General features: G+C 49.3%; 19 protein-coding genes and 1 other RNA gene. 1 reads left to right on the forward strand and 19 read right to left on the reverse strand.

Annotated elements, in window-relative coordinates; translation table 11 throughout:
* Positions 1 to 58 precede the first annotated feature (58 nt).
* From greA to cymR, 13 genes are all read right to left on the reverse strand, one after another.
* Entirely contained in the window at positions 59 to 535 is a 477-nt protein-coding gene (gene greA / locus OXB_RS15215) for a transcription elongation factor GreA (RefSeq protein ID WP_041075292.1), read from the reverse strand.
* Positions 536 to 638: 103 nt separating this feature from the next.
* Positions 639 to 1,277, reverse strand: a complete 639-nt coding sequence (gene udk, locus OXB_RS15220) for a uridine kinase (RefSeq protein ID WP_041075293.1) — start codon at positions 1,275 to 1,277, stop codon at positions 639 to 641.
* A 51-nt stretch (positions 1,278 to 1,328) separates the two neighbouring features.
* Positions 1,329 to 1,967: an O-methyltransferase gene (locus OXB_RS15225; protein ID WP_041075294.1), complete on the reverse strand. Its 639-nt coding sequence runs from the start codon at positions 1,965 to 1,967 to the stop codon at positions 1,329 to 1,331.
* A 33-nt stretch (positions 1,968 to 2,000) separates the two neighbouring features.
* Complete coding sequence (gene mltG, locus OXB_RS15230; protein ID WP_041075295.1) at positions 2,001 to 3,125, reverse strand: endolytic transglycosylase MltG; 1,125 nt, start codon at positions 3,123 to 3,125, stop codon at positions 2,001 to 2,003.
* A 171-nt stretch (positions 3,126 to 3,296) separates the two neighbouring features.
* Entirely contained in the window at positions 3,297 to 3,584 is a 288-nt protein-coding gene (locus OXB_RS15235; RefSeq protein ID WP_041075296.1) for a DUF1292 domain-containing protein, read from the reverse strand.
* A gap of 13 nt (positions 3,585 to 3,597) precedes the next feature.
* Positions 3,598 to 4,014, reverse strand: a complete 417-nt coding sequence (ruvX, locus tag OXB_RS15240) for a Holliday junction resolvase RuvX (RefSeq protein WP_041075297.1) — start codon at positions 4,012 to 4,014, stop codon at positions 3,598 to 3,600.
* Positions 4,011 to 4,283, reverse strand: a complete 273-nt coding sequence (locus OXB_RS15245; protein WP_041075298.1) for an IreB family regulatory phosphoprotein — start codon at positions 4,281 to 4,283, stop codon at positions 4,011 to 4,013. The genes ruvX and OXB_RS15245 overlap by 4 nt, the downstream gene beginning before the upstream one ends.
* A gap of 60 nt (positions 4,284 to 4,343) precedes the next feature.
* A complete protein-coding gene (gene alaS, locus OXB_RS15250; protein ID WP_041075299.1) occupies positions 4,344 to 6,977 on the reverse strand; it encodes an alanine--tRNA ligase in 2,634 nt (877 codons plus the stop codon).
* Between the two features lie 337 nt (positions 6,978 to 7,314).
* Positions 7,315 to 9,726, reverse strand: coding sequence for an SF1B family DNA helicase RecD2 (gene recD2, locus OXB_RS15255; protein ID WP_041075300.1), 2,412 nt, complete (start codon positions 9,724 to 9,726; stop codon positions 7,315 to 7,317).
* A 19-nt stretch (positions 9,727 to 9,745) separates the two neighbouring features.
* Positions 9,746 to 10,405 carry a tetratricopeptide repeat protein gene (locus OXB_RS15260; protein WP_041075301.1) on the reverse strand — a complete coding sequence of 220 codons (660 nt, stop codon included), beginning with the start codon at positions 10,403 to 10,405 and terminating at the stop codon, positions 9,746 to 9,748.
* Between the two features lie 12 nt (positions 10,406 to 10,417).
* Positions 10,418 to 11,539, reverse strand: coding sequence for a tRNA 2-thiouridine(34) synthase MnmA (gene mnmA, locus OXB_RS15265; RefSeq protein WP_041075302.1), 1,122 nt, complete (start codon positions 11,537 to 11,539; stop codon positions 10,418 to 10,420).
* Between the two features lie 22 nt (positions 11,540 to 11,561).
* Complete coding sequence (locus OXB_RS15270) at positions 11,562 to 12,704, reverse strand: cysteine desulfurase family protein (protein ID WP_041075303.1); 1,143 nt, start codon at positions 12,702 to 12,704, stop codon at positions 11,562 to 11,564.
* 15 nt (positions 12,705 to 12,719) lie between these two features.
* Positions 12,720 to 13,139: a cysteine metabolism transcriptional regulator CymR gene (cymR, locus tag OXB_RS15275; protein WP_041075304.1), complete on the reverse strand. Its 420-nt coding sequence runs from the start codon at positions 13,137 to 13,139 to the stop codon at positions 12,720 to 12,722.
* Between the two features lie 132 nt (positions 13,140 to 13,271).
* Here cymR and OXB_RS15280 point away from each other — a divergent pair, with 132 nt between their 5' ends.
* Positions 13,272 to 14,552, forward strand: coding sequence for a replication-associated recombination protein A (locus OXB_RS15280; RefSeq protein WP_041076962.1), 1,281 nt, complete (start codon positions 13,272 to 13,274; stop codon positions 14,550 to 14,552).
* A 176-nt stretch (positions 14,553 to 14,728) separates the two neighbouring features.
* Here the strand turns inward: OXB_RS15280 and OXB_RS15285 are convergent, their stop codons facing one another.
* The 6 genes from OXB_RS15285 to ssrS form a co-directional block, all read right to left on the reverse strand.
* Complete coding sequence (locus tag OXB_RS15285; protein ID WP_041075305.1) at positions 14,729 to 15,634, reverse strand: chemotaxis protein; 906 nt, start codon at positions 15,632 to 15,634, stop codon at positions 14,729 to 14,731.
* Between the two features lie 150 nt (positions 15,635 to 15,784).
* On the reverse strand, positions 15,785 to 16,561 hold the full coding sequence (locus OXB_RS15290; RefSeq protein ID WP_331711259.1) for a DUF6612 family protein: 777 nt from the start codon (positions 16,559 to 16,561) through the stop codon (positions 15,785 to 15,787).
* Between the two features lie 170 nt (positions 16,562 to 16,731).
* Positions 16,732 to 17,979, reverse strand: coding sequence for a glutamate-5-semialdehyde dehydrogenase (locus OXB_RS15295; RefSeq protein WP_041076964.1), 1,248 nt, complete (start codon positions 17,977 to 17,979; stop codon positions 16,732 to 16,734).
* 47 nt (positions 17,980 to 18,026) lie between these two features.
* Positions 18,027 to 19,130 carry a glutamate 5-kinase gene (gene proB / locus OXB_RS15300; RefSeq protein WP_041075307.1) on the reverse strand — a complete coding sequence of 368 codons (1,104 nt, stop codon included), beginning with the start codon at positions 19,128 to 19,130 and terminating at the stop codon, positions 18,027 to 18,029.
* A 419-nt stretch (positions 19,131 to 19,549) separates the two neighbouring features.
* Positions 19,550 to 20,317, reverse strand: coding sequence for a tRNA threonylcarbamoyladenosine dehydratase (locus OXB_RS15310; protein ID WP_041075309.1), 768 nt, complete (start codon positions 20,315 to 20,317; stop codon positions 19,550 to 19,552).
* Positions 20,318 to 20,470: 153 nt separating this feature from the next.
* A non-coding RNA gene (ssrS, locus tag OXB_RS18250) (6S RNA) lies at positions 20,471 to 20,652 on the reverse strand.
* Between the last annotated feature and the right edge of the window lie 45 nt (positions 20,653 to 20,697).

The raw sequence follows: 20,697 nt of genomic DNA on the forward strand, positions 1-20,697 counted from the left end.
GAGTTTCATCGAATCAAAAACAAAAACCGCCTTCCACGGAAGGCGGTCCTATGCCGTGTTACTTGATTTCCAAAATTTCGACTGCCATCTCTCCGCCAGGAGTCATGATCTTCACTTCGTCGCCTTTTTTCCGGCCAATCAAACCTTTGGCAATCGGCGAATCATTGGAGATCAAACCTTCCATCGGATTGGCCTCCGCTGAGCCGACAATTGTATAAGTTTCCTCGTCGCCATCAGGCAATTCCTTGAATGTGACCGTTTTACCAAGCTGCACTTCATCGGTATTCAACTCGTCTTCGGTAATGATGACTGCGTTCCGGATCATCGATTCCAGGGATGAAATCTTCCCTTCTACAAACGCCTGGTCCTCTTTCGCTGAATCATATTCCGAGTTCTCGGAAAGGTCGCCATAACTGCGTGCGATTTTGATGCGTTCTACGACTTCTTTCCGTTTCACTGTTTTCAAATACTGTAATTCTTCTTCAAGCTTTTCCTTGCCTGAAGCGGTCATTGGAAATTTCTTTTCTGTGATCATTAGCCAACACTCCTCATAATCCTGTTCAATAAAAATACTATGCCACTCCTTTGACAGGTATGTGACATAGTGTTCATCTGTATATAATGATGACAACATCATATTATATATCCGTTCCAGATTCAAGAATTGTTTTTATTTTGGTAACCATCAGATCGATGGCCACCGCATTTTGTCCGCCTTCCGGAATGATGATATCGGCATATCGTTTCGTCGGTTCGATGAATTGGTTGTGCATCGGCCGGACAACGGACAAATATTGCTCGATCACCGAATCAATCGAGCGTCCCCTCTCTTTCAAATCACGGAGGATCCGGCGGATGATGCGCAAGTCCGCATCCGTGTCGACAAACAATTTTATATCCATCAAGTCGCGCAGCCGTTCATCCTCCAGTACAAGGATCCCTTCCAGGATGATGACATCCTTCGGTTCAATCAGCACTATTTCCGCCGAACGCGTGTGGAGCGCATAATCATAGACCGGTTTCTCAATCGATTCGCGTTGCAGTAGACGGTCCATATGTTCAATCAGCAAATCCGTGTCGAATGCCAAAGGATGGTCATAATTCACGCCGAGGCGCTGGTCAAACTCAAGATGGCTCTGGTCCTTGTAATAATAATCCTGTTCGATGACAACGACGGAATGCTTTTTGAAGACGTCATAGATGGCATGGGTGACGCTCGTCTTCCCGGAACCGGACCCGCCTGCTATTCCAATTACGAGAGGCTTTCTTTGTTTCATATCAGCTCGCTCCTTGTCGTTGCCCGGATGCTTTTCGCCTTACACGGCCGGCTATCGCTTCACCGCTATCAAAATACCGTCCCCGACCGGCAGCAAGGATGTTTCAAAACCCGGATGTGCATACATCCATTGCGTAAACTCCTTCAGCTTCCGGATCATCGTGCGGTTCCGCTTCGGCACTTCCCCATCTTCCTGTAGCACCATACCATGCATGAACATATTATCACAATAAATTACTCCGCCCGATTTCACTGTCGGTTCATACTTTTCGAAGAACCGTTTATATTGCCCTTTCGCAGCATCGATGAACAAAGCATCATACTGTCGGCTGAATATCTCTTCCGCTTCCGCTTCCAAGGCATCTGCTTCCAAGATCAGAATACGGCTTCCCACATCGCTCTCTCCGATGTATTCGACAGCTTTCGAAAAGCGGTCGGAATCCCTTTCAATCGTGACAATTGTCGTGTCTTTCAGTGCCGTCGCAATGCGCAGGGCGGAATAGCCAATGGCACTTCCTATTTCCAATATGGCTTTCGGCTGTTGGATGCGCAGGAGGCCGAGGAACGTCTCGATGCCTAGTCGGTCCATGATGGGGACCCGGTGCTCTTCCGCGTATTGTTCCATACGGCCGAAAAGCGCATTTTCATCTTTTTGCAAAGCTTCTATATATCTTAAATACTCCTCCAACATGCCTCCTCCAATCCTCGTGCTTTACTTGGGCAATCAATCCCCCGAAAGATAGAGCTCCCGATTTTTCAGGTGCTCCTCGTATGATTTGGTGAAATGATTCGTTCCTTTCTTATCTGCCAGGAAGTATAAATAATCCGTATTGGAAGGGTCGATTACGGCTTCGATGGATGCCTTGCCTGCACCCGCGATCGGGCCTGGAGGCAACCCTTTATGTTTATACGTATTGTACGGGTCATCGATTTCCAGATCGGCATAGAGCACCCGGTCCTTATGCTCCCCAAGCGAATATAACACGGTCGGGTCCGTCTGCAACGGCATGTCGATCTCCATCCGGTTATAAAACACGCTTGCAATCGTTTCACGGTCCGATTGGGCAGTGGCTTCCTTCTCCAGCAAGGATGCGAACGTCAGCAGCCAATGAACCGATTGCCCTTCCGTTTCCAAGTAATCGAAATAAGGGGTCACATTCGCGGCGGTCGCTTGTACCATTGCATCAACGATCGTTTCAATCGAAGGGGCTTCCTCGTAAAACGGATAGGTTGCAGGGAAGAGATAGCCTTCCAAAGGATATTTGATCTGTTCCCCTTGCACTTCTTCTGTCAACACTTTCGGGTACTTCGCCATCAACCGGTTAATGGTCGATTCCTCATTTATGTATGTTAGGAATTCATCCGCCGGTATGCCCGCCTTTTTCTCTACAATGCCAGCAATTTGCCGGACGGTCAATCCTTCGGGCACCGTCATTGTGAAAACAGGCGTCCGATAGACTTTACCGGTTTTCAAGCTGCGGATCAGTTCATCGGGTGTCATCGCCTTTGTCAATCCGTATGTACCTGCCTGGAACTGGGATTCATTGTTGAATTTTGCATAATACTTGAATATCTTGGCATTTTTTATGATCCCTTTTTTCTGAAGTTCGGTTGCAATCGTATTGACGCCTGACCCGATCGGGATGACAACTTCGATCACTTCTTCGGAATCCGGATCGACGGGTTGAAGGGAGCCTTTAATATAACGGTATCCGAAAAAGCCACCGACCAAACCGATAAAAAGAAGAACGGATGTAATAATAAAGACAATCTTCCGGACCACTCTCACTTCTTTCTTCTTTTCCCTCATCCGCTCCAGCATGATATCTTTTTTCGTCCCATTTTCCATGCGATGTTCACCTCTTTCATAAGAACAACATAAAGTAACCTCTGACCGGATTTCCGCTCCGGACGGACGCTTTAAAAACCGCTCTCTATCCTTCTCGAAGAAAGTTGCTATTTTCCCAACGACGAAGAAAAGACGGGGCGGTGGTTACCGTCCCGTCCGAGCGCCTATGGATCACTCTTCTTCCTCTTCCGCAAGGAACGTGTTCAGCATTTCTTCGACCATTTCCCATTCCTCGTCGTCTTCAATTGGGAATAACTCACCGTCTTCGCCGTCTTCCGTCGGAATGAAGGCAGAAGCGTGGATTTCAATTTCTCCGTCTTCTGATTCTTCCTCTCCCAGCACGTGATAAAGGACGTAAGATTTTCCATATTCTTCTGATTCGAATGTAAAAATCACTTCGCAGACATGTTCATTTCCTTGCTCGTCCACGATGGTCATCGTTTCCTGTCCATGATCCAATTCGCTCACCTCTTCAATTTTTTGAGTCAAGATATCCTTGCAAAATTAGGACGGCTGCCATCTTATCGATGACCGTCTTCCTTTTTTTCCGGCTAACATCCGCTTCGATCAGCATCCGCTCCGCCGCCATCGTCGATAGGCGTTCATCCCATAACTTCACGGGGAGGCCGAACTTCTCTTCAAGCAAGCGGGCGTAGTTTTCACATGCCTCGCCGCGGGGGCCGATTGTATTATTCATGTTTTTAGGGTAACCAACAACGAATTCGTTTACGCCATACTCGGAAACGAGTTGTTCAATTCTTTCCATGCCGAATTGGCCGGCATTTTCATCGATTTTCATCGTCTCGACCCCTTGGGCTGTCCATCCCAAAGCATCGCTTATCGCAATGCCGACCGTTTTGGTCCCGACATCCAATCCCATTGTCCTCAATCCGGCGTCCCTCCGTTTTCACGGATATAAAACTTGACGAGCTCTTCCAGAATCTCATCCCGCTCCAGCTTCCGGATTTTATTACGCGCTTCCTCATGCCGGGGTATATAGGCCGGATCGCCCGACAATAGATAGCCGACTATCTGGTTGATCGGATTGTACCCTTTGTCATCCAGTGCCTTATACACATGGAGCATCACTTCTTTGACCTCATCCTTCATCGACTCTTCTGGAAAGTTGAATTTCATCGTTTTGTCGTATGAATCCATGTTCGATACCCACCCCACTTTCAGGCCATCTGATTTAGTATACCCAATCTTTCATTTCCGTTAAACGGATTTGACATAATCATACACGGATTGGAGAGCAGCATCAAGCTTGGAAACATCTTTCGCTCCTGCCATCGCCATATCCGGCCGGCCTCCGCCTTTGCCGTCACATTGTGCCGCTACATGATTGACGAGTTTACCGGCATGATAGTTCCCGGATTTCAAATCTTCCGTCACTCCTGCAATGAGCATCACTTTTCCGTCTGCTGCCGCGCCTAAGACGATGACACCCGACTTCACTTTCTGTTTCATTTCATCCATCATTTGACGAAGGCCGTTATTGTCTTTGACATCGACACGGCTCGCAATGACGGTGACATCTCCGACTTGCTGGGCCGCTGCCAACACATCGTCCAGTTGACTATTGCCAAGTTTGGCGGACAGCGATTCGTTTTCACGCTGCAGATCTTTCATGTCGGATAGGACAGTGCCGATCTTTGTCAGAATGTCTTTCGGGTTCGATTTCAATAAAACTGCCGCTTCGTTCAATTTCGCTTCCTCTTCCTTGAATGAACGGTATGCCTGTTGGCCAGTGACCGCTTCGATCCGGCGTGTCCCTGCCCCGATCCCCCCTTCGGAAACGATCTTGAACAGGCCGATGAAACCTGTGGAAGGTACGTGGCAGCCTCCGCAAAGTTCGAGGGAATAATCGCCGACTGTAACGACACGGACGACCGCCCCGTATTTCTCTCCGAAAAGCGCCATCGCGCCCATCTTTTTCGCTTCGTCAATCGGTTTTTGAGAAATATCGACGTGGATATCTTCCCAAATCTTTTCATTGACCATCTGTTCGATTTTCTCAAGTTCCTCTTTTGTCACTTGTCCGAAATGGGAGAAGTCGAAACGAAGCCGATCCGGGCCGACATAAGAACCTGCCTGATTGACATGTTCCCCAAGCACTTCTTTCAACGCTTTATGGAGCAAATGCGTCGCAGTATGGTTGCGGATGATCAGCTTCCTGGCCTGTTCATCGACTTCCGCCTGGACTGCCGCCCCTGCCGTCATTTCACCGGAACGGATGACAGCAGTATGCAAGTTTTGGCCGTTCGGTGCTTTTTGGACGTCTTTGACATCGGCTACGAACGTTTCACCGACAACCGTCCCCTTGTCCGCCACCTGGCCGCCGCTTTCCGCATAGAATGGCGTCCGATCCAGTATGAATTGGACTTCCGCCCCCTCGGCTGCCTGGTCGACGGTGTTCCCTTCCGATAACAGGACAAGCACGTTCGCTTTGCAGGACAGTTGATCATATCCGATGAATACACTGGACTCATGGATTTCCCCGAGCACACCGGATTGGACGTGCATCGAATCGACATCTTGGCGGGCGGCACGCGCACGGTTCCGCTGGTTCTCCATCTCAGCCTCGAAGCCTTCCCGGTCGACAGCAACCCCTGCTTCTTCCGCAAACTCTTCCGTCAATTCGAACGGAAAACCATATGTGTCGTAGAGGCGGAACGCATCCGCTCCAGGAACGATGGATGTACCGTTCGCTTTCGATTTTTCGATGACGCCCGAGAGGATGGCCATCCCTTCCGTCAATGTTTCATGGAAACGGTCTTCCTCGTTTTTAATGACTTTCATAATGAAGTCCTGTTTCTCTTTCACTTCCGGATAAAAACCGACCATGATCTCGCCGACAACCGGCACCAGATTGTACATGAACGGTTTTTCGATTCCCAGCTGTTTAGCAAACCGGACTGCCCGGCGCAACAATCTGCGGAGGACATAGCCGCGCCCTTCATTGGACGGCAAAGCTCCGTCACCGATCGCGAACGCCACGGTGCGAATATGGTCGGCAATCACTTTGAACGCCGTATCCTTCTCTTGATCCTCTCCGTACTTCACGCCGGATGTCTCTTCGATGGCATGCATGATCGGCATGAACAGGTCCGTGTCAAAATTCGTCGGCACGTCTTGGATGACCGATACGATCCGCTCCAGCCCCATTCCTGTATCGATGTTCTTCTTCGGCAGCGGCGTGTACGTATGATCGGGATTATGGTTGAATTCTGAGAAAACGAGGTTCCAGATTTCCAGATAACGCTCATTCTCCCCACCCGGATACAGTTCCGGATCGGAAAAATCGTCCCCATAAGAAGGGCCCCGGTCGTAGAAAATCTCGGAGTTCGGTCCGCTCGGGCCTTCTCCGATGTCCCAGAAGTTCCCTTCCAAGCGGATGATGCGTTCTTCCGGAATGCCGATTTGATCGCGCCAAATCGCGTACGCCTCTTCATCTTCCGGATGGACGGTGACCGATAGCAGTTCCGGATCAAAGCCGATCCATTTGTCATTTGTCAAGAAATCCCATGCACGGATGATCGCTTCTTCCTTGAAATAGTCCCCGATGGAAAAGTTCCCGAGCATCTCGAAGAACGTATGGTGACGTGCCGTTTTCCCGACGTTCTCGATATCATTTGTCCGGATCGATTTTTGGGCATTGACTATCCGTGGATTGTCCGGGACGACCCGTCCATCAAAATATTTTTTCAAAGTCGCGACACCGCTATTGATCCATAGCAAAGACGGATCGTCGATTGGGACAAGCGGTGCGGATGGCTCTACACTATGCCCATGCTGCTTGAAGTATTCCAAGAACAGATTGCGTATTTCTGCAGATGTGAAGTTTCTCATTTTGTAATCCTCCAATTAATGAATATTGTAGAACAATTTTTCGGCAATAAAAAAATCCTCCCCCTCGTATACAAGGGGCGAGGATTTTATCTCGCGGTACCACCCTACTTATCGGCAATAGATTATCGCCAATCTCTTTGGAAGCCTTAACGCGGCGAAACGGCAGGGATGAGCTGCACTCGGGAGTAGCTTTCCGTCATATCAGCAAGGAAGCCCTTCCAGCCTAGGGGCCTCTTTCTGCACAAGCCGAAGCATGCGTACTTTCTCCGTCATCGAATTTCTTATGAATATCTGGATTATAGATAAGTTTGCGCGTGATGTCAATCCACGAATGACCTTACTCTTCCAAGAAAGCAAAAGGCGTGATGCCTTGCATGCCGATCATCGGGTCGATGGAGATGAAATTTTCAGCAGTAAGCTTATATTCCTTCGGTTCTGACATATCCGCTTCTTCGGCTTTCGGCTCCGCAGCCTGCTGCTCGGTCTCCATTTCGATAACCGAATCCCCATTCAGCCTTTCCTTGAGGGTCGTTTGCCGCTGCATTTCATCTGTACGGAAGATTCCCATCTTGAATTCTTCAGGCTCCCCGCAAAGGATCAAGAAATTCTTGGCACGGGTGATGCCTGTATATAACAGGTTCCTGCGAAGCATTTTACGATGGCTGCGGACGACCGGCATAATGACGATCGGAAATTCGCTGCCTTGCGATTTATGGATGGAACAGCAGTAGGCGAGGGTGATCTGATTCAGGTCGCTACGCTCGTACGTCACTTCGATTCCATCATAGGAAACGACGAGCAGCTCTTTTTTATCGATCGTTTCTTTCGCTTTGATGATGGCGATCACTTCGCCCATATCGCCATTGAACACATTGCTCTCCGGCTGGTTGACCAGTTGGAGGACCTTGTCTCCGATCCGGTAGACCGCGTCTCCAAACACGACCTCTTTCCGGTCGGGAGAGGGCGGATTGACCATTTCCTGGATCATTTTATTCAAGCCGTCGATGCCGGCGGGTCCTTTGTACATCGGGGCTAGGACTTGGATATCCTTGATCGCATGCCCTTTCGATAGGGCGTTGGAAATGACCTGCTCGACGACTTCCAAAATCCGTTCGCTATCCGCTTTGATGAACGAACGATCGGAGGTCTTCGCAGCAATATCCCCGGACCATTCGGAACGTTTGATCATATGAGCCATTTCGATAATTGTCGACCCGGCGCTTTGCCGATAGATTTCCGTCAATTCCACGACAGGGACTTTGCCGGACTCCAACAAATCCCGGAGCACTTGACCCGGGCCTACGGGCGGCAATTGATCTTGGTCCCCGACAAACAGCAATTGGACATCATCCGGCAACGCCTTCAACAGTTGGTGGGCCAGCCACGTATCGACCATCGACATTTCATCGATGATGATCAGGCGGCCTTCCACCTCCCGCTCCACTTCTTCTTCCTTCTCCTGCCCGGTGAAACCGAGCAGCCGGTGGATCGTCATGGCAGGCAGACCGGTCGATTCGGACATCCGTTTCGCCGCCCGTCCAGTCGGAGCCGCCAGCACGATCGGGAAGGGCTCCTTCTTTTTCGCATACTCTTTCGGGTCCAATGAAAGCCCGTGCAGTTCCGCGTACACTTCGACAAGACCTCGGATGACCGTCGTCTTCCCGGTCCCCGGTCCGCCCGTCAAGATCATCACGGGAGAATGAAGAGCCGTCTCAATCGCAGACACTTGCGTTTCTGCATAATTGACCCCGAGACGTTCTTCGACTTCTCCGACAGCTTTCCTGATCTCGGAAGCCGGAAATTGGTCCGCCACTTCATTTTCCATGAGACGCGCCACTTTCGACGCGATGCCAAGCTCGGAAAAGTAAAGGGAGGGAATATACAATTTCCTGCCTTCCGCTGACAATTTGCTCTCCTCTACAAGCTCGATGATCGCTTGTGAGATCGTTTTGAACGGGATATCGATCGGCTGGCTCATTTCCAAGATGCGTTTGACGTCGGGTAAAACCTCTTTCGCCTCCAAATAGACATGGCCCGCCGCTTGCACTGATTGGTTCATTGAATGGAGGATCGCCGCTTTGACCCTGGAAGGATGGGCACCTGTAATTCCGAGATTTTTTCCGAGCTCATCCGCCCGTTGGAAACCGACGCCTTCAACTTCCTCGATCAGGCGATATGGATTTTCATTTAACAATTCGATGGACTCTTCCCGGTATGTCTGATAGATCCGCATGCTGATCTGGGGTCCGAAACCCCATTCATTCAACTGAATGATCGTCCGTTCCATCCCCATATTCTGTTGCAATACTGTCACCAACGTCTCTTTCCGCTCGTCCGATAGACGAGGAATCGTGTCGAGGACAGTCGGATCGTTCATAATTTTCTTGATGGCATCTTTGCCCAGTTTCTTTACGATCGCATCCGCCGTCTTCAATCCGATGCCCGGAAAAAGGTCGCCAGACAAATAATGGATCAGCCCGGTCTCGGTGGACGGCATCTCCTTCTCGAAGGTCCGGACGTCAAATTGCAAGCCGTAGGACGGATGGGTGACGAGCCCGCCTGTGAAACGGTATTCTTCATCTTCATTCAATTGTGGGAAGTTTCCCTTCACGATGATCTCTTTCTCTGAATAACCGGAATTTGTTTCACGGACTTTCAGTTTCAGAATCGTGAAAAGGTTATCGGGATTATGGAAGATGGTGACGACCGGGCGCCCCCTCAAGAAGATTTCCTCCGTCTCACCGCTCATCTCCATCTTCCCTCCTTTCTTACTCGCCCGCCATTTTGATCATATTGTAAATATTTCGCGCTTCCATATGGTCCGGTTCGATTGTAAAGGCTTGCTCCAGATGACGGAGCGCATCCTCTTTCCGATTTGTCGAGACAGCATAGACAATGCCTAAATTGTAATGAGCGTCCGCATTTTCCTCGTCCAGTTCCAGAACGAAACGGAATTCATCCGCAGCTTCGACAAACAATTCCAGTTTCGCCAGGAGGATTCCATAGGATAATCGGATTTCCAAATCCCTCGGCGCCAGTTCCGCCGCTCTTTGCAAATAAGGCAATGCAAATTTATCGTTTGATGAACGCTCCAAGCTTTTTCCGAGCATGAAGTACGCATCCGCGTCTTCCACGCCTTTGCGAACCGCCTTCTCATACAATGTCACCGCTTCAGTATACCTCTCCGCATTGTAGTACAGATTCGCAAGCCCGTAATAGGCGGTTCCCGCTTCTTCGTCCAGGGTAATCGCTTTTTGGAAGAACGGCTCGGCTTTTTCGATGTCCCCAAGCGATGCAAAGACATTGCCCAAGTTAATATAGCCGACCGGATCTTCAGGCTGCTCCTCCACAGCTTTCATGAAGGATTCCACTGCTTTTTCCAGCTCACCGTCTTGTAAGGCGGCGATGCCGATTTCATTATATTTCATAACGCATTCCCCTTATCCGACATAATCGAGCTGGCGCCCATTTTTGATGACCGTATCGATCGTCCCTCCGCCGAGGCATTCTTCCCCGTCATAAAAGACGACCGCTTGTCCCGGTGTGATGGCGCGTACCGGTTCAGCAAAATGAACGATTGCCTCCCTATCCCCGGTCATTTCAACCGTTACTTTCGTATCCGGCTGCCGATAACGGAATTTCGCCGTGCACTCGAATTTTTTCGGCAGTTCGCGTGCCGTGGCGAAACTGATGTTGACAGCGGTCAAACTGTCCGAATAAAGTGCATCGTTATGGAAATTCTGGCCGACGAGCAGGACGTTCCGCTCAAGATCCTTTCCTAAGACGAACCAAGGATCCCCTGCCCCGCCGATGCCGAGTCCATGTCGCTGCCCGATCGTATAATACATCAAGCCATCATGGCGTCCGACTGTCCTTCCTTCCATCGTCTGCATTTCCCCGGGTTGGGCCGGTAGATATTGGCCAAGGAATTCCTTGAAATTCCGTTCACCGATAAAGCAAATGCCGGTGGAATCTTTTTTCGAAGCAGTCGTCAATCCCGCTTCTTCCGCTTTTTTACGGACATCGCTTTTATCCAAATGACCGATCGGGAACATCACTTTTTGCAGCTGCTCTTGGCTTAGTTGATTCAAAAAGTATGTCTGATCCTTATTCGTGTCTTTTCCACGGAGCATCGCTACGCCGCCATCCGTTTCGACGACTTGGGCATAATGGCCTGTCGCTAAATAATCGGCGCCTAAGCTCATCGCATGATCCAGGAACGCTTTGAATTTGATTTCTTTATTGCACATGACGTCTGGATTCGGTGTGCGCCCCGCTTTATATTCCTCCAAAAAATAGGTGAACACTTTATCCCAATATTGCTTTTCGAAATTGACGGCATAGTACGGGATGCCGATTTCGTTACAGACGCTGATGACGTCCTCATAATCTTCGGTCGCCGTGCAGTGTCCGAATTCATCAGTGTCATCCCAGTTTTTCATGAAAATGCCGATGACATCATACCCTTGTTCTTTTAACAGTAATGCCGCGACCGATGAATCGACGCCGCCCGACATGCCGACGACGACACGGGTATCTGCCGGAGCTTTTGTAGTTCTCATATGTTTTTCATCCTTTTTTCATTCATTTCACAAGCCGGTTTACGATTGTGGCTATTGTAACAGCCGCTTCCCGCATCGCTTCTTCGTCAAGCCCCAAACCGAAGCTGAAACGGACGGAATTGCGCAATTTCGGGGAGCCTTGGCCGAACATGGCCGTCAATACATGAGAAGGATCCAAAGAGCCGGCTGAACAAGCCGAACCGCTGGAAACCGCGATGCCGCCCATATCCAGGTTTACAAGCAATGATTCGATATCTGTTCCCGGAAAGCTGATGTTGAGTATATGAGGAAGCCTGTCTACCTCGGCCGCATTCTCCTCATATGCCACTTCTTTTCCATCCAAGGTCGACTTCAGGATTTTGGCATAGTTTCCATACTTCTTGCGGTTGTCCTCCATCGATGCTTGTGCAATGGAAACAGCTTCTGCAAAAGCCGCAACAGCGGGCAGGTTTTCAGTGCCAGCCCTCCGTTTCCTCTCCTGACCGCCTCCGAACAGGAGAGGGGCCGTTTTCAGCCCTTTCCGCTGATAGAGGAAGCCGATCCCTTTCGGACCATTCAATTTATGGGCGGATACGGATAGCAAGTCGACACCCAGTTCATCCACATGGAGTGGCACGATTCCATACGCTTGGACCGCATCGGTATGGAAAATCGCTTGATGATTTTGCAAGACCTTTCCGATTTCACGGATTGGTTGGATCGTTCCCACTTCGTTGTTGCCGAACATAATGGAAACAAGGATCGTCTTGTCGGACAATGCCTCCTGTACTTGCCAAACATCGATTTGCCCTTGTTCATTCACCTCTAAATAAGTGATATCGTACCCTTGTTCTTCCAAACGTTTGCATGATTCCAAAACGGCGGGATGTTCGATAGTTGTCGTAATAATATGATTGCCTTCCTCTTTCATAGCGGCAGCCGTCCCGAAAACCGCTATATTATCAGCTTCCGTTCCACCCGAAGTGAAAATGATTTCGGTAGGTTGGGCGTGGATGGAAGCGGCTAACACTTTCCGTGCTCCATCCAGATGTTTCCGCGCTTCCCGGCCGTAGCCATGGATGCTGGAAGGATTGCCGAATGTGGTTTCCAGCATTTCCACGTACACTGCTCCGACTTTTGGATGGACCGGTGTAGTGGCCGCATGGTCTAAATAAATTGAGTTCATTTCCATTACTCCTTCTTAAATATAGAACATATAGCCGTCGCTGATCGGCTCATTCTCGGATTCCATCAGATCTCGGATGGTCGTCTTGTCCAACACATCCCGGACCGCATCCCCGATCCGCTTCCATAGTTCCTGTTGAGGAATATCCGTTTCATCCAATCCTTCGACGACTTGGATCGGCCCTTCCAAAATACGGATAACGTCACCCGCTGTAATCTCTTCCGGCTCCTTGGCAAGCATGTAGCCACCATAGGCCCCTCTGACACTTTTGACGATCCGGTTGTTCCGCAATGGCGGGATCAGTTGCTCCAAATAAGCTTCGGACAAGTTCTGCTCCTCCGCTATTTTCCGGAGCGGTACAGGTCCTTGTCCATATTTCGCCCCCAGTTCGACGACAACTGTCAATCCGTAACGTCCTTTAGTTGAAATTTTCATAATAAATCCCCCGCCCTTTTTTATGCTTTCACTTCAAAATAGTATAGCATACAGGAGCGAAAACCTGCTGAAAATGATATTTCCTAAATGTATATGTATAATGAAGGAACAGACGTACGAGGAGTGATCATATTGCAAAATGAACCGCTGGCCTTCCGGATGCGGCCGAACAATATTGATGAAATCGCCGGTCAACAGCAAATTATCGGCCCCGACACGGCCCTCTACCGGATGATCAAGAACGGCCATGTCCCATCCATGCTGCTTTACGGAGAGCCGGGAATCGGAAAGACGTCACTCGCCCATGCGATTGCCGGTACGAGCGGACTTCCCTTCATCGCATTGAATGCCACGACGTCCGGAAAGAAAGAGGTAGAAGATGTCGTGGCGGAATCGCGAATCACCGGGAAAGTCCTGCTGTTTTTGGATGAAATTCATCGTTTCAATAAATTACAGCAAGATACGTTATTGCCTCATGTCGAAAATGGGGCCATCACCCTTATCGGGGCAACGACTGAAAATCCATTTCATGACGTCAACCCGGCCATCCGTTCACGATGCGGGGAAATCAAACAATTATCCCGGCTGGAACCGCAAGATGTGATGGAATTATTGGAACGGGCATTAGCGGACCCAGACCGGGGCCTGGGGAAGATGAAAATCGTCATTTCCGACGAACAGCTGCGAAAAATTGCGGAAGGTGTCAACGGGGACGCCCGAAAAGCATTGACAGTCTTGGAATCTGTCGTCAATGCCAGCGATGAAGAGGACGGGAAAACGATTGTGGAAGATTGGCTCGTCGATAATCTGATCGGCAGGGTCGGCCTATTCGGGGATAAGAAAGGCTCTCATTTTTATAATCTCTTATCCGCTCTTCAGAAATCGGTGCGAGGAAGTGATGTCAATGCGTCCATCTTCTACCTTGCCAACCTTTTGGAAACGGGGGATCTCGTCGCGGTTTGCAGAAGGATGCTCGTCATGGCTTATGAAGATGTCGGCCTCGCTTCCCCGGAAGTGGCACCCCGTGTCTTGGCGGCAACGGAAGCTGCCACACGCCTCGGCATGCCGGAAGCCCGCATTCCGCTGGCCAACGCAGTCATTGAGATGTGCCTCGCGTCCAAATCGAACTCCGCATACAAGGCAGTCGATGCGGCCATCAGTGCCATACATAAAGGACAAACAGGAGATATTCCGCTGCATCTGCGGGATACTCATTACGCAGGAGCAGTCGAACTCGGACATGCCGGTTACCAATATCCACATGACACGCCGATCGGTTCTTTCGGCGGCTGGGTCAACCAGCAATATTTGCCCGACGCCATCCAAAACGTGGAGTTTTATTCCCCTGTAAATGCCGGGGAGGAAAAAAGGTTGGCCGCCATTTACGACAGGCTGAAAAACTTCCGTAAATGAACAAAGGTGCGGGGTGCCTGCTTATTGAGATTCCTAGTCTAAGTGTGAGGCTTGCTGACTCGCATCCTATAAAAGCATTCGAGACCATTGGAGCACGACTGGTCAGGATGCTATCTACAGACTTATAAGCTAAAAAAACAGGAGGCGTTCCGATTTCTAGGATTGCCTCCTGTTCCTTATAAAATATATTGATCGATCTTCAGAACGAGTTCAGCGATTTCCGGTTTACTTACCTGATCATTTGCGCCGACGCTTTCCCCTTTATGTTTCAAATCATCCGTAATGAGAGAAGAGAAAATGATGACCGGCAACGGTGCCAAGTCTGCATTGTCCCGGATTCTTTTCGTGAAGTGATGTCCGTCCATCTGGGGCATCTCGATATCCGTGATCACCAATTGGACTTCATCTGTCACCTTTTTGCCGCTTGTGACGATGCTTTCCAAATAGTCCAGTGCATCTTTTCCATTTTCAAAAAACTCAAGATTGACGTAGCCGGCTTCTCTCAGTGTATTATCCAGCAATTTTCGAAGGAGCGGAGAATCCTCTGCACAGACGAGCCGTTTATCGGAGCGCTCCCGTTTGCCCAGTTTTTTCACTTGCTCGATCCGGATGCCGGTCTCCGGGCTAATGTCCAAGATGATTTTCTCGAAATCGAGCAGCAGCAACATATCGCTGCCCCGTTTGATGACTCCGATGACTTGTGAAGATTCTGCAGAGTAGATATCGGACGGCTTTTCGATTTGATCCCACGAAATCCGATGTATTTGAGTCACATTATGGACATGGAACACGACTTGCGTCTTATTGAAAGCGGCGACGATATACTTTTCATCGCTTTTGTTGGAAGACGGCGGCATGCCGAGCACCCTCTCCATATTGATGACCGGCAACACCTCCCCACGCAGTTGGATGATGCCTTCGACAGCCGGGTTGGCATGCGGGATCGGCGTTACCTTCATCGGCATAATGATCTCTTTCACTTTAATGACATTGATGCCGTACCGATTGTTCCCCATCTCGAATTCGATGATTTCCAACTCGTTTGTACCGCTTTCCAATAATATATTTGTCTGCTGTGACATCACGTTCATTCCTCTCAATTCCATTTATACCAAAGCGACTAGGCTTAGATTGTGAGAATAGACCTATCTGATTTGATTGTATCATGTTTCCTTCTTTACACAAGATGGTAATTCAATTCGTTTTCGTCGAATTTCGGAACTTTGAAAGCTTCACTTCGCGAGGTTCCGGATTTTCTCTGGTACTTGAATCGCATCGACATCGTTGAAATAGCTATAGGTCGCATTCACTTTTTGCCGTGTCCGGTGGGAGTCTCGGCCGACATAAGTGGTTGTATCGGTCAACATTTTGAAATCCGTCACGAAAAAGGTGCTGCGATCCACTACAATTTCAAAATCCAGCCGCTCCACCAATAGAAACGCCTTATCATCTTGGAATGCCCCGCCATATTCCGGACCAAGCTGTTGGCTGAACTGTTCAAATTGTTCCTTCGTCATGTTCAGCGTCAGCGAATAACCGTAATCGACCGGTTCCAATTCAAATTCTTCCTTGAAGTTTTCGAATAGAGAAAGATCCATTGTCGGATTAATATATTGATAGATCGGACCGAATGTTTCCGTGAAAAGGAAAGGGACTTCTCCCCATCCCGATTCCTCTCCGTCCTTGCCGAATAGGCGATCATTGATGCGGTATAATTCCACATCCCACGGTTCGGCTCCGGTTTGTGAAACCCGGGCCGTTTGGTGAAGAATGGCCGGCTCTGAAGTATAAATCGATTGGATGTCATACTTTGTTGTTTTTTTCTGTTCCGGATCGACTGGTGCTGATAGATTTTCAATGGCAAAATGGGCTTGGACATCCTTAAGCTCGCTGGCAGCCTCCACCGTCTTATCAAAAACATCTTTCGCGGTCAAGCTTTTGCCGGCTTTCACTTGAGTGCATCCGGCCGCTACGAGAAGAAGCACTCCAAGCATCATGAACTTGAGCATACTTTTCAATTTGTAACTTCCTTTCTACGAACAATACACTCATTTTACTTTATTTTAAAACCGATGTCACGGTGAGGTTGTTCTTCAATGAGCGATTCACGGAAACAGGAAAAAACCCCTTCCCGCCGGTTGCGACGGAGAAGGGGCAATTGAATCAGTTTATATGAGTCTTACCCTCGTACTTGACCGGTGCCAGTGATGACAAACTTGCTGGAGGTCAAGGCGTTCAGCCCCATTGGTCCACGGGCATGTAGTTTCTGGGTGCTGATGCCGATTTCCGCGCCATATCCGAATTCGAATCCATCGGTGAAGCGCGTGGACGCATTATGATAGACGGCTGCCGCATCGACGCGGTTCAGGAAGGCAGCGGCTGTCGCCTCGTCATCCGTGATGATCGCTTCGGAATGTTTCGTACCATATTTATGGATATGGTCGATCGCTTCAAAGACGTCGCCCACGCATTTGATCCGGACGGATAACCCTAAAAATTCGGAAGCCCAATCTGTCTCCTCTACGTTTTTCACGTCCGGACATGCTTGACGGACTGTTTCATCACCGTATACTTCCACACCTTTTTCCTGAAGTGCAGAAACAAGTGCCTTGCCGTAGTTTGCGAACCATTTGTTGTGAACGAGCACGGTTTCAATTGCATTACATACGGATGGTCGCTGAGTTTTGGCATTTAACACGATCGTTTCCGCCATGTTTTGCTGAGCCGCTTCGTCCACGTAAATATGACAATTCCCTGCCCCTGTTTCGATGACGGGCACTGTCGATTCCCGGATGACCGTCTCGATCAGCTGTTTTCCGCCCCGTGGAATGAGGACATCCAAATATTCGTTTAACTGGAACAATTCCTTCGCCGTTTCCCGGCTTGTGTCCTCCAGCAACTGGATGGCATCTGTCGGGATTCCGCTTTGCGACAATGCCGTGTGAATCGATCTGACCAATGCCTGGTTGGAATATTTCGCGGATGAACTTCCACGCAAAATCACTGCATTTCCAGTTTTCAATGCGAGTGTCGCCGCATCGACCGTCACGTTCGGACGAGCCTCGTAGATCATGCCGATCACTCCAAGAGGAACCCGTTTCTTTTCGATATTCAACCCGTTTTCCTTCGTAATCTTCTCCAACGTTTCCCCGATCGGGTCCTTCAGCTCGATTAGCAACCGGATGGCATCCGACATATCTTGGATGCGTTGTTCATTCAATAAAATCCGATCCAAGATAGCATCCGTCAGACCTGCCGCCTTCCCGTCAAGCAAATCTTTTTTATTTTCCGCAAGCAAGATTTCCTGGTCCTTCAACAATTGCTCGGCAATCAATTCCAATGCCCTATTTTTTTCTTCCGTAGATACATCGACCATGACATAACTTGCTTCCTTGGCCGCTTTCCCTTTCAATTGAACTTCGCTCACTATGACTGCACTCATCATTATCCCTCCATACTCTTTTCGACTAACTCTTACATCTGGGGAACCCAGCGATCCCTATGGATCACTTCAACTGTCGGGGACAGTACATCCCCTAGCCGTTCCCGGTTCCTTTTTTCAATCGTTTCCTTCAATTCATCGGAAGAATACGTGACGACCCCTTTTCCAAGCAAGCCGCCTACTCCATACACTTCAACGACATCCCCTTTTTGGAAGGTGCCTTTCACTTTGAAGACACCGGCCGGAAGCAAGCTTTTTCCGTTGCAAAGGATAGCGTCTTCCGCACCCTGGTCGACGAACAGTTTCCCCGACGATTCGGAGTGGAGCGCAATCCATTGCCGTCTGGTATTAATTGTCGCATTGGCAGGATTGGAGATATACGTCCCATCCCCTTTTCCGTCTAAAATATCGATTAATTTTTCCGGACCGCTGCCGGTTCCTATGAAAATCGGAACTCCGAGCGAATGGGCTGTTTTAGCGGCAAGCAACTTCGACCGCATGCCGCCCGTCCCCACTTTCGAGCCGTTTTCATCCGCACCCGCCAGCAATTCTTCGGAAATGTCATCCAGCATGTCGTATCGCTGCGCGAGCGGATTCGTCCGGGGGTTCGCACTATAAATCCCGTTTATATCCGTCAAGATGATGAGCTGATCGGCATGAAGGAACCCGCTTACGAGCGCAGACAGCATATCATTGTCCCCGAATGTCAACTCATCGACCGAAACGGTGTCATTTTCATTAATGATCGGAATTATCCCCCGTTCCAACAATTCCGTCATCGTCGCAAAAGCATTCCGGTACCTTTCCCGGTTGGCAAAATCGCTCCTCGTCAATAAAATCTGGGCCGGAACGAGCCGATAAGGCCGGAATTTCTCGATATAGGATTGTACAAGAAGGCTTTGCCCGACTGCCGCTGCCGCCTGCCGCCCTTTCAAGGTAACTGGTCTGGCCGGGTATCCGAGCGCCGCAAATCCCGCCGCTACCGCACCTGACGAGACAACTATCACGTCATGTCCAGCCTCTCGCAGCGCGGCTAAAGCTTGGATATGATCATCAAACTTCGTGTTATCGATCTCTCCCCTATCATTCGTTAACGAACTGCTTCCTATTTTTACGACAACCCGTTGTTTACTCATTTCACTATCTCCTACCATGTACCTGATAATATATAATAATAAAAAAAGCCCATCCGTCCTGAATTGATCAGGACGAAAGAGCTTTGCTTCCGCGGTACCACCATCATTGGATGCGCCCAAAAGATGCATCCCCCTTGCTCCCGGTAACGTCGGAAATCACGCCCATGTTTTGCATAGGACTCCGAAGGCAGGTTCTGCAGATTGGCAGTGACGGAATCTTTCAGCTCGTAAATCCCGCTCTCTGACACGCCGTTCGTCCACATACTAGCCCTTCGTCTTCGTTCATTTCAGCAATGCTGCTGGACTATTCTTCATTTTACTACATCATACATCAGATGTTGGAATTGTCAAGAGCCTTCCTTGGTGACACGGATAGAGTTCCTGATGTTCTATAAACAGGGTTTACATAATAAAATTATTCATGCTTTATCTTTCACACGCTCAATATGGATATCTTTCACAATATCATTCATGACCCAGCTCGCGCAGACAAGGCCTGCAACAGATGGAACGTACGCATTGGAGGCAGGCGGCATTTTTGCTTTCCGAATGACGGCATCGGGCTTCCCGACCGTCTCGACGACGTCTTCGCGGACGACGATTGGACTTTCATCCGAAAACACGACAGGGACCCCTTTCCGGATACCGGCCTTCCGCAATCTAAGCCGGATTACTTTGGCGATCGGATCGGTATGGGTCTTGGAAATATCCGCAATCTGGAAACGGGTCGGATCCAATTTATTTGCAGCACCCATACTGGAAATGATTTTCACTCCACGCCCCACACATTGGGTGATGAGGTGAATTTTATAGCTGATCGTGTCGGAAGCGTCGATGACATAGTCCGGCTCATAGCTGAAAAACTCGTCTGCCGTCTCTTCCGTGTAAAACATATGAAGATCGACCACTTCACACCCCGGATTAATATCGGCGATCCGCTCCTTCATAACTTCCGATTTGGAACGACCGATTGTGGAAAGGTAGGCAACGAGCTGGCGATTGACATTTGTAATATCGACATCATCCTTATCGACGAGGATGATCCGGCCGATCCCACTCCTTGCACAGGCTTCAGCGGCAAACGAGCCGACGCCGCCGACGCCGAGAATGGCGACGGTCTTTTCTTTCATGCGCTGGACCCCTTCAGTCCCGATAGCTAATTCATTTCTCGAAAATTGATGTAACAACTTATATCCACCTCTCATTTTTCATGCCAGGCACGGAAATAAACCTGAATCTTAAATAGCATCGGCCTGGCACCATTTTCACTTTTCCCCATTAAAAAACCCCTCCGTGAACAGAGGGGCTATCATGTTTAACATTATAAGTGAAGTATAAAGGCAAATCCCGAATGTGCCGTCTTTGAAGTATCGTTTTGAACCCGCACTTAGCAGGTGGGTGTCCTATCCGGTTCCTCTGACGTCCCGATAATGGGCATGTCATCCTAACCGAAATGCAGACTCCCGACGATTTAGATGTTCGGTCAAAACTGATTAGCAAATGACGAACACTTCAGGATTTGTATTATCTGTATCCTATCACACATCCGATTTCGATTCAACAATTT

It is taken from the genome of Bacillus sp. OxB-1, assembly GCF_000829195.1.
Lineage (GTDB): Bacteria > Bacillota > Bacilli > Bacillales_A > Planococcaceae > Sporosarcina.